Raw genomic sequence first — 10,612 nt, forward strand, 5'->3', positions numbered from 1 at the left:
ACGGGAGGTGACAGCATGGACCTGAGTATCATTGTTCCTGTTTACAAAGTAGAACCCTATCTGCGGCGTTGTGTCAAAAGCCTGATGGCACAGACCTGTGAAAATTATGAAGTTCTTCTGGTTGATGACGGTTCACCGGATAGCTGTCCGAAAATCTGTGATGAACTGGCTGCATGTACAGACAATATCCATGTCATTCATAAAGCCAACGGCGGTCTCAGCAGTGCCAGGAATGCCGGCCTTTTCGCTGCCCGTGGGGATTATATCGGTTTTGTGGATTCAGATGATGTTGCTGCCCCGGATATGTTCGCTATTATGCTGACAGCTGCTAAAACATCTGATGCAGATATTGTCATGTGCGATTATATCCGTGTTTTACGAACAGGCAGGCGGCGGCTGATGACAACAGCACTCCGTCCCGGACTATATGAGAAAGCAGATATCATCAAATACCTGTATCCTTCATTGATCATGGGTGAAAATCTGGATTACGGGCCGCTGCTTTCTGTCTGGCACTGTCTTTACAGCCGAAAATTTCTAAACCAATATCATCTGGCCTTTGCTGATGATATCCCATGGTCAGAAGACAATCTTTTCAGTGCGATGGCCGGTTACCATGCCAAACGTTTTTTTTATCTGAAATCTATGGGACTTTATAATTACTTTCAAAATCCAGGCACCATTACAACAAGCTGTCCTCCCGGCGCCTGGAACGTCTATAAAAGGATGAACCGGTATCTTGAAAATTATTTTTCATTCAGAAGTGACTATGATTTCCGACGGCAGCTTCAATTGCATTTGCTTTATTATGCCTGCCATGTCATCCGCATGGAGCGACAGGAGGCCTGTATCCGGAATGTTTTAAGGGATCTTCATCAGGCACATTTTTTTGATCATTTCAGGATGCCTGATGTTTCTCTGAAATTAAAAATCCAGCTGTGGCTGATGAAACATCAGTGTGCCCGCACACTCACATTTTTACTGGGGGAATCGCCGTGCCGATCGTATCTATCATTATGCCGGTCTATAATAAGGAAAAATATCTTCCAGAAGTGTTAGAAGCCTTCATTTCCCAGTCTTTTGAAAATTGGGAGATGATCATCATCAATGACGGGTCAACGGATCAGAGTGCATCCATTCTTGCTTTTTATGCGGCCATTGACCACCGGGTCAGCATCATCCATCAGAAAAACCAGGGTGTATCTGCTGCAAGAAACCGGGGACTTGCCCTGGCCTGTGGTGAATGGATCTGGTTTGTGGATGGAGATGATGTGCCTGACAGCGATTTCCTGGAACGGGTATTCAGGAACAGGGAAGATCTTTGTGCTGACCTGATCATCGGCCATTATGAACAGCTGGAGAATCACCGGCTTTGCCGGATAAGTATCACCGAAGAAGGGATTCAGTCAACAGCCCAGTTAGCATCCCTGTTTATGAAATACCAGTACCGGACCGGTTACTTTGGTTATCTCTGGAATAAACTGATCCGCCGTGAAATCATTCAGCAAAACGCTCGTTACTTTGATGAAAATCTGACCCTGGCAGAAGATCTCCAATTTCTCGTCTCTTTATACCGTCTCGGGATCCGGGTGTTGATTCTTCCGTATACAGCGACTTGCTACAGAGTCAATGCTGAAAATTCCGCATCCAGGGGAAGGGTCGATTACTTTGCACAACTGAGAATCCAGCTGCTGATCAGAAACTGGATCATCAATGATCTTCATCGAAGGCAGTATATTCCCTTTTTCAGGAAAATCATCAGTACTTATGCTGCCTGTATCATTTTTCACGGCTATGAATCCCATATAGATGATGCCTTTCTGGCCCGAAAATTGTATGCAATGGAAACCGTAAAAAAGGAACTTGATATTCGTGGGATCGAACCGGCCCTTGTACCCATTGTCTGGTGTCTGAAAACGGAACAGTTTCACCTTATGCACAGCTATCTGGTAATCCGCAGCAGCATACGAAGGATTTACAGAAAACTGAAAGGAAGATAAACCTATGCGATTTGTATTATACAATCATATCGGCAGTGCTAATCACGGCTGTGAGGCGTTAGCCCGCACTGTCCCCCGGCTCTTTGGAGACTCCTGCATCCTCCTGTTATCTGATGCCCCGGAGGAAGAGAAGCGCTACGGCGTAAACCGGAAGCTAAAAACGTATCCGGCCAAACAGAAAGCTTACTCTGTTGATGGTTATTTTCTAATGGCCTACCTTCAGCTGAAACTGGCACACAATTATTTTTATATGGATCTGATGCCGTACCACAACCTGACCGAAAAGCTTTACAAAACAGATGTTCTTGTATCCATTGGCGGTGATATTTTCTGCTATGACGATTATCCCAAACACATTCTTCTGCACCGGCATCTGATGAAAAACCTCCGCCGCAGCCTGTTGATCGGCTGCTCCATTGACGCTGAAAGGCTGAAGGATCCCAGTCTGCTGAAGGATCTTGAATCCTTTGATCTAATCACTGCAAGGGAGCATCTTACTTTACATGCCCTGAAAAAAGCCGGCCTGAAAAATGTACAGTTTTGTCCGGATACAGCCTTTTGTCTGCAGCCTGAAAGGACACCCCTGCCGAAGGATTTTCGTCTCTATCAGACCGTCGGCATCAATGTCAGTCCGCTAATCCTGAAAAAAGCCGGCGAAGACAATCTGATCCTGGAAAATATCCGCCGGCTTATCCGGGAAATTCTTGAAAAGACAGATTTATCTGTCGCATTGATCCCCCATGTTGTCCGGCCGGATAATGATGACCGGCTCCCGCTTTTAAATCTTTATACAGGATTTAAAGACAGCGGGAGAGTGTGCATGGTCAGAGACCGTTCTGCACCGGAGCTGAAATGGGTGATCTCAAAATGCCGCTATTTTATAGGTGCAAGAACCCATGCGGTGATCGCAGCCTATTCCACAGGTGTTCCCGCCATTGCCCTTGGCTACTCTGTGAAATCCAAAGGTATCGCCGAAGATCTGTTTGGCAGCGATACGCATTATGTTCTGCATTATAGTCAGCTGACATCCCAAAATTGTCTGATCAAAAACTGGTACTGGCTGACTGAACACGAAGATGAAATCAAAAAAATATCTATCGCCAAAACAGCATTATGTAAGAAACAGATTGCCGCCGCAGGCCGCATGATCCGGGAAATGTTTGCTGAAAACAATGACACGGACAGTGCAAAGGAGATGGTCTGTAATGGATGAAAAGATCAGTATCATCCTCCCATGCTATAATGCCGGAACCACCCTGGAGCGTTGCCTGAAGTCTGTGCTTGCCCAGACATATCCGAATATTGAAGTCATTGCAGTGGATGACGGCTCAACTGACCACACTGCCGATATTCTCAAAAAATACAGACCCATTTTCAAAGAACACCGGATGTGCCTCAGATATCTGTTTGAGCCCAATGCCGGCCTTGGTGCCGCCATCCATCTCGGACTTCAATATGTAACCGGCGACTATCTGTGCTGGTCGGATCCGGATGATTTTTATTTTCCGGAATCCATGAAAAAACGATGGCTGGCCTTTCAGGCACATCCTGAATGTGCCGTTGTCAGCAGTGATGCCTTTGTTTTTTCATCCGATGATCTTCATCATCCCATCAAGCGGGAAGCTGCCCGATTTGAACATCGATATGATCCAAAGCAATTCGAATGGCTGCTGACTGAAAAATCACATTTTTGTGCCGGATGCCACATGATCCGGATGAAAGACTTTTTGAAAGTCAATCCGCAAAAATACATCTATCCCGCCAGGCGCGGTCAGAACTGGCAATTGCTGCTTCCTGTTTATTACTGTTTCAAACGCTATTATCTGGATGAACCTCTGTATGCTTATGTTCTGTATCCGGACAGTATGTCCTCCGGAGATGATTCCAAAGAAAAAGAACTGCAGCGTATTTATGAGCATGAAGAAATTATCCGGCATACATTGTCAAAAATTCCGCTGACAAAGGAAGAAGGACGAAAGTACCAAAAAATACTCCAGCTCCAATATGCCAGAAAACGGTTCTTTACAGCCATCGATTACAAAGACCGGAAACTGTTAAAGAAGCAGTATCTGCTCCTTGTAAGGAACAATGGAATTTCATCCGCTGACCGCATGCTTTACCTCAGAAACCGTTACATAATCTGGAAAATATATTACAAATTCAAAGACAGGTGGAAGGAATGCATATGTACAAAATATCCGTGATCATCCCGGTTTATAACGCTGAAAAGACACTGCCGGATACACTGAAAAGTACTGCGGCTCAGTCTTTATCAGACATTGAGATCATCTGCGTGGATGACGGTTCAACAGATCAGAGTTTCAAAATTATAAAGAACTGGCAGGCCGTTCATTCGAACATCCGCTGTGTCAGACAGCAAAATGGCGGTGCAGGCAGCGCAAGAAACAGAGGTATGGATATGGCAGCGGGAGAATATATTGCATTCATGGATGCGGATGATTCATACCCGAATGAACATGCCCTTGAAACACTGTATCAGGCCGCCGAATCACAGGGTGCCTTTATATGCGGCGGTTCGGCTGTTTATGATCATCCGCAGCCGGAAGATATGAAATGGGTTTTCTCACAGGAAAAACTGATAAATTTTTCTGATTATCAATATGATACTCTTTTTGGCCGTTTTATCTACAACCGCGAGTTTATCAATTGTTATCAACTCCGTTTTCCTGAACTGAGAATTTATGAAGATCCGGTTTTCCTATCCCGGGTGCTGATCGCAGCCAAAACATTTTACGCCGTCCCGGATCCTGTTTATTGTTATCATGGTACGCATCAGGTACAGAAAATGACCCGGGAAAAAGCAGGAGATTATCTGACGGGCCTTCGAATGGAACTGCTTTTATCTTCTGAACACCAGCTTCCAAAGCTCCATCAAATTGCTTTTAACCGGCTTGCCCATGAGGCCTGCTATTATGCAGAACCTTTCCTTTATTCCGATAATTATGACATACTTGCCCTGCTGTTAAAGGCAGAAGCTGCCCTTGATCCTTCCCTGATTTCTCTGGAAGAAAATTATCTTCTGCCGACGATTGTCTCTCTTTGTCATGCCGCCGGCAATTATATGCGGCTGTACCGGACAGTACCTGTCAAATTTTGTCGCCGGCTAATCAAAAAGCTTCATACGGGGTTCTAAGATCATGAATGCCAGAAAAAGTATCTATAATATTTTATCAGGACTGCTGGGACAGGGCATTGCCATTCTTCTGGGCATCATGATTCCGAGGCTGGTTATTGTCAATCTGGGCTCTGAATCAAATGGTCTGCTTTCGTCTGTCAATCAGATGCTGATTTACCTGAACCTTCTGGAATCAGGTGTCGGAACGGCAGCACTGCAGTCCCTTTACCGCCCGGTGGCTGAAAAAAATATATCAAAAATTAACAGCATTTTATCTGCCGTCAACCGTTTTTACAAAAGAATCGGTATCTGGTACCTGCTGACAGTTTCTGCTTTGGCACTTTTATTTCCTTTATTTCTGCAGTCGGACCTGCCATTTTCCGTCGTCTGCCCGGTTGTTCTTTTAAGTGGACTGACCCAGGCAGCATCTTTTGTTGTATGCGGCACCTGCCGCCTGCTGATACAGGCCGAAGGCCAGAATTATGTTCTGAACAATGTACAGACATTTGTCTCTGTCTTCACTGCCATAGGAAAAATTGTCCTGCTTCTTCAGGGATATCATCTGGCGGCCATACAGACCATGTACTTTGCCGTCAGTTTATCTCAGTTTGCATTCATCCGGTTTTATATGAAAAGGCAGCATCCGTGGCTGAATTTTTCTGCGGTGCCGAATCATGGGGCTTTGTCACAGAAGCATTCGGTTTTGATCCATCAGATCTCCGGTCTGATTTTCCAGAATACGGACGTCCTGATCCTGACATTTGCCTGCGGATTAAAAACAGTCAGCGTCTACACTATGTATGTCATGCTTTTCGGCATGATTGCCACAGTCATTTCAACTGTCAATAGCGGTATGTCTTTTGTCATGGGGCAGACCTATCACACCAACCGGGAAAAGTTTTTCAGGCTGTATGATGCTTTTGAGACTTACAATATGGCCCTGACATTTTCCCTGTACTGCACGGCACATATTTTTATCCTGCCATTTTTAAAAATATATACACGCGGTGTTACAGATATCAACTATATCGATCCCCGGCTGCCTTTTTTGTTTACGACCACCTATTTACTTTCCAACGGAAGATCTGCCGCACAGCGGGTCATTGAATATGCCGGTCATTTCCAAAAAACACAAAAGCAATCTCTTATTGAATCTGCCATCAATATTTTTGTTTCACTGATCTGTGTTTTCAGATTCGGTATTTATGGTGTGCTTCTCGGAACCATTGCCGCATTATTGTACAGAACTAACGAGATGATCCGATATGCCTCGGAAAATCTTCTGGGTCGTCCTCCATGGATCACCCTAAAAAAGTGGGGCAGTTATATGGCTCTATATCTTGTCAATCTGGCTGTATTCTGGAATCATCCGATAAACCAGCTCAATGATTACGGCAGTCTCATTATTGCCGCCGGTATCATCTGCCTGATCATTGTTCCTGAGTTTTTTATCCTTGGATCCCTTGTTGACAAAACATCCTTTTACTATTGTCGCCGGTATTTACAACGAAAAAAACAGATTCTCTCCTGAGATAAACCTGTTGGGGGCTTGAATAGAAATGAAAATAATCCATCAATTATTTCTTGAAGCACTTAAGGCTTCACTGCAAAAAAGAAGTGTTTCATGGTCCTTTGAAATTTCAGATCTGCAATGGCAGCAGATTTTTAAAATGGCATATGCACATCATATACTGCCAATGATTTATGACGCTGTATACAACTGCCCGGCTATCTGTAGGATGGATCCCGAAATGCTGGCTATTTACAAATCAGAAACAAAAAAAGCCGTTACCGTACAGGCCATCAAAACCGAAGAGTTCCTCAGAATCCTTTGTTATCTCGAAGATTTTGGCCTGCACCCCCTGACTGTCAAAGGGCTGATCTGCCGCAATCTGTATCCGCAGCCGGATTACAGAGACTCCGGGGATGAAGATCTTTTGGTACCGCCCGACGAATTTGAAGCCTGTCAAAAAGCACTGTGCGCCATGGGGCTCCAAAAAATCAGCCGGATTCGCAAAGGACCTTCTGAAAATGTCCGGGATATCGCCTATGGCAGGCAGGGACACCCTGTTTATGTAGAACTGCATCCTTCGCTATTTCCGCCGGATGCCGAAATATATGGGGACTGGAATATTTTTTTCCGTGACATTTACGATCATGCCATAAAAATCAATATTTGTGGCCAGGCCATTAGGACAATGAATGCATCGGATCATCTTTTTTATTTGATCTGCCATGCATTAAAACACTTTTATCACAGCGGTTTTGGTATCCGTCAGGTCTGCGATATTCTTCTTTTTGCAGGCCATTATGGTCCGATGATCAACTGGCAGCAGATCTTTGATCAATGCCGGCAGCTTCACTCCCTCTGCTTTGCGGCAGCAATCTTTCAAATAGGCATCGACTATCTGGACTTTGATCCTGAAAGTGCCGGTTATCCGCATCAGTGGAAGCAGCTTTCTGTGAACGAAACACCGCTGCTTGCAGATCTTTTGGCAGCCGGATTATACGGAGATGCCCCGGCAGGACGAAAACACAGCAGCCGGATCACCCTGCATGCCATACAGCAGACCCCCTCTCAAAGTACCTGGCAGAGGCTGTCCCGGGGATGGATCCCTGTATTTTTTCCGACTTTTCAGGAAATGGAACGTCAATATCCATGGCTTCATTCAAAGCCATGGCTCCTTTCCGCCGCATGGTATCAACGATGGCAGCACTATTTTTCGGAACAAAAGTTATCCCTGCAGATTTCAGCAGGATTATCTGCCATAAAAACCGGTGTCCACCGAACCCGTCTGATGCAGTATTACCGGTTGATACCTGAAAAACATAAGAAAGCAGGAGGTCTTTTGGATGAGGATATTTATAAATTTAATGAAAAAAAGACAGGAGGGAACCTTTTCAGAGATTTTTGATGACTGGAAATGGATTCTTTCTTACAGCAAAAGGTACAAAGGCGCCATTCTTTATGACACCATCATCGGCATTGCCGGAACATTACTGGGGATTTTATCAGCCATTGCCTCCAAATATCTCATCGATATCATTACCGGCTATGACGCCAGCCGTTTTGGTCTGCTTTTAATCATCATGATCACTTCATCCGTGCTGAACCTTTTGTTTTCCAGTCTTCTGACCCGGATCTCTGCCAAAATCAGCCTGCGTATTTATCAGGATATCCAATTGGACATCTTTGAGAAAATCATTGATTCTGACTGGCTTGAGCTGAATAAATACAGCAGCGGTGATATTTTAAACCGGTTTAATAACGATGTGAAAACCGTTGCTGACAATGCCATCACCTGGCTGCCTGCCATAGTCATCAACGTCTTTCATTTTATCGCAGTCTTCTGTGTGATTTTTCATTACGATGCCAAAATGGCCTTCATCGCTTTATCCGGGGCCCCATTTATGTTTTTTGTCTCCAAATGGCGCTTGTACCGGATGCGCGATTATACTCAAAAGGTGCAGGAGATGGGGAGCCATCTTATGGCTTTTGAAGTGGAAACCTTCTATAACTATGATCTCGTCAAAAGTTTCGGCATCTTCCGTGCTTATCGAAACAGGATGCAGACATGGCAAAAACAGTACAAAGACCTTTATCTGGATTACAATCATTTCAGTATCCGGACACATATCCTCATTTCTTTGATGGCTTATTTTGTCCGGATGATTGCTTTTTGTTATTGCCTGTATCTGTTATGGACCCATACTATTGCCTACGGTACGATGACATTATTTTTGGGCCAGGGCTCAAAATTATCATCGGCATTCAACAATCTGGCCGGGATCATTCCTGCTTTTATGAACAGCTCCGTCTCCGCCCACAGAATCCGCGAACTGACAGAACTGAGGAAAGAAGTACATCTTCCCGTCAGCGATAATTTTTCCAAATATGAAGGGCAGGGATTCGAAATACAGATGAATGCTGTTTCTTTCTCCTATGATAAGGATCATTCCTTTTGCATGAATGCTTCCTTCAAAGCCAGCCCAGGAGAGATTGTGGCCATTATCGGGACCTCCGGAGAAGGTAAAACGACGCTGCTTCGACTGATGCTTGGACTGATCCATCCTGAATACGGAGATGTCCGGCTTATTGCCTCCAATGGACAGTGGGTAGAGATGAACGCAGATACAAGACATTACTTTTCCTATGTTCCCCAGGGAAATACGATCCTTGCCGGAACCATTGCTGAAAATATGCGCATGGCCAAGGAAAATGCCACGGATGAAGAAATCATCGATGCCTTGAAAACAGCCTGTGCCTGGGAATTTGTCAGAACTCGGCCGGAAACCATCAACTGGACAGTGGGAGAGCAGGGCCTGGGGCTGTCAGAAGGGCAGGCCCAGCGGATTGCCATTGCCCGTGCAATTTTGCGTGATGCTCCGGTCCTGCTTCTTGATGAGGCGACTTCTGCCCTTGATATAGAAACTGAACAACAGGTCCTCAAAAATATTATCCGGCAAAAACCTAATAAAACATGTGTAATCACCACCCATCGGCCAAGTGTCCTTAATATGTGTCAGCATATCTACCGAACTGTGGATGGCATAGTAACAGAATACATGGAAAATACCGGCGAAAGAAATGGAGCGATCAAATGCTGAAAATGATACAAACCTTTTTAATCCTGTTTTTTACAGCCTCTGTTGTCCTTTTTTGTATTTCCCTGTGGGAGAAAAATAAAATCAGTGATTCCCAGGGCCCTGTGATCCATATGGATCGGGACAGTATAAAAATCAGTGTAAGGGATGATGCATCCGCCATCCTTAATGGCGTTGCTGCTTCAGACAGTAAGGATGGTGATGTTTCAGACACACTTGTTGTGGAAAGCCTGTCCAATTTTATAGAAAAGGGTCGACGCCAGGCAGTCATCGCGGCTTTTGATCAGGATAACCATGTCACTAAAGTGACCCGGGATATCATCTATACCGATTATCATTCACCGCATTTTTCACTGAAAGAGCCACTTCGATTCAGCATCACAGGCCATGAATCCATCATTGAAAATCTTACGGCCTATGATGTGCTGGACGGAGATATTACTGATCGCATCACGATCCGGAAAAATGATGACGATATGATCTATACGGATCTTAATCCCGGGAATTATCCATATATGCTCTCTGTTGTCAACAGTGCCGGTGACTGCGTCCAGCTGCCTGTCACAGTTGAACTGTACACACCTTCCCAGGATAACCAGTGTCCGAAGGTGGTCTTGTCGGATTATCTGATTTATATCAAGACAGGCACGAAATTGCAGCCTTCAAAGTATATTGACAGCATCCTGTTTTCAGGCCGGACATGGCCTGTTGATGATCCTCCTGAAGATGCTCCCTATACAGCAGAAGATATTCACATTTTCAATAATGCCGATACCGATGTACCGGGAACATATGAAATCCTTTACACCATGGAAAATGAAACACAGGATCAATCCAGGATCCCTTTGATCGTTGTTGTTGAAGAATGAGG

The 10,612-nt window shown here is 44.8% G+C and carries 9 protein-coding genes; all 9 read left to right on the plus strand.

From position 1 onward, the window contains the following. Positions 1–15: 15 nt before the first annotated feature. The 9 genes from HED67_RS09970 to HED67_RS10010 are packed head-to-tail and all read left to right on the plus strand — an operon-like array spanning position 16 to position 10,610. A complete protein-coding gene (locus HED67_RS09970; protein WP_221718203.1) occupies positions 16–1,059 on the plus strand; it encodes a glycosyltransferase in 1,044 nt (347 codons plus the stop codon). Beyond that, positions 996–2,000 (plus strand): glycosyltransferase family 2 protein, encoded by a 1,005-nt coding sequence (locus tag HED67_RS09975; RefSeq protein ID WP_221718204.1) that lies wholly within the window; start codon positions 996–998, stop codon positions 1,998–2,000. Before HED67_RS09970 ends, HED67_RS09975 begins: the two co-directional genes overlap by 64 nt. Positions 2,001–2,004: 4 nt before the next feature. Further along, positions 2,005–3,213 carry a polysaccharide pyruvyl transferase family protein gene (locus HED67_RS09980; protein ID WP_221718205.1) on the plus strand — a complete coding sequence of 403 codons (1,209 nt, stop codon included), beginning with the start codon at positions 2,005–2,007 and terminating at the stop codon, positions 3,211–3,213. Then, positions 3,206–4,204: a glycosyltransferase family 2 protein gene (locus HED67_RS09985; protein WP_221718206.1), complete on the plus strand. Its 999-nt coding sequence runs from the start codon at positions 3,206–3,208 to the stop codon at positions 4,202–4,204. Before HED67_RS09980 ends, HED67_RS09985 begins: the two co-directional genes overlap by 8 nt. Next, complete coding sequence (locus HED67_RS09990) at positions 4,186–5,154, plus strand: glycosyltransferase family 2 protein (protein ID WP_221718207.1); 969 nt, start codon at positions 4,186–4,188, stop codon at positions 5,152–5,154. The genes HED67_RS09985 and HED67_RS09990 overlap by 19 nt, the downstream gene beginning before the upstream one ends. 4 nt (positions 5,155–5,158) lie before the next feature. Next, positions 5,159–6,667, plus strand: coding sequence for a lipopolysaccharide biosynthesis protein (locus HED67_RS09995; RefSeq protein ID WP_221718208.1), 1,509 nt, complete (start codon positions 5,159–5,161; stop codon positions 6,665–6,667). Positions 6,668–6,695: 28 nt separating this feature from the next. Continuing rightward, complete coding sequence (locus HED67_RS10000; protein WP_221718209.1) at positions 6,696–8,051, plus strand: nucleotidyltransferase domain-containing protein; 1,356 nt, start codon at positions 6,696–6,698, stop codon at positions 8,049–8,051. After that, positions 7,990–9,744, plus strand: coding sequence for an ABC transporter ATP-binding protein (locus HED67_RS10005; protein WP_178438619.1), 1,755 nt, complete (start codon positions 7,990–7,992; stop codon positions 9,742–9,744). Before HED67_RS10000 ends, HED67_RS10005 begins: the two co-directional genes overlap by 62 nt. Further along, entirely contained in the window at positions 9,738–10,610 is an 873-nt protein-coding gene (locus HED67_RS10010; RefSeq protein WP_221718210.1) for a hypothetical protein, read from the plus strand. Before HED67_RS10005 ends, HED67_RS10010 begins: the two co-directional genes overlap by 7 nt. Positions 10,611–10,612 lie beyond the last annotated feature (2 nt).

The sequence above is a fragment of the Pseudocoprococcus catus genome (assembly GCF_019734885.1).
In the GTDB taxonomy this organism is placed as follows: Bacteria; Bacillota; Clostridia; order Lachnospirales; family Lachnospiraceae; genus Coprococcus_A; species Coprococcus_A catus.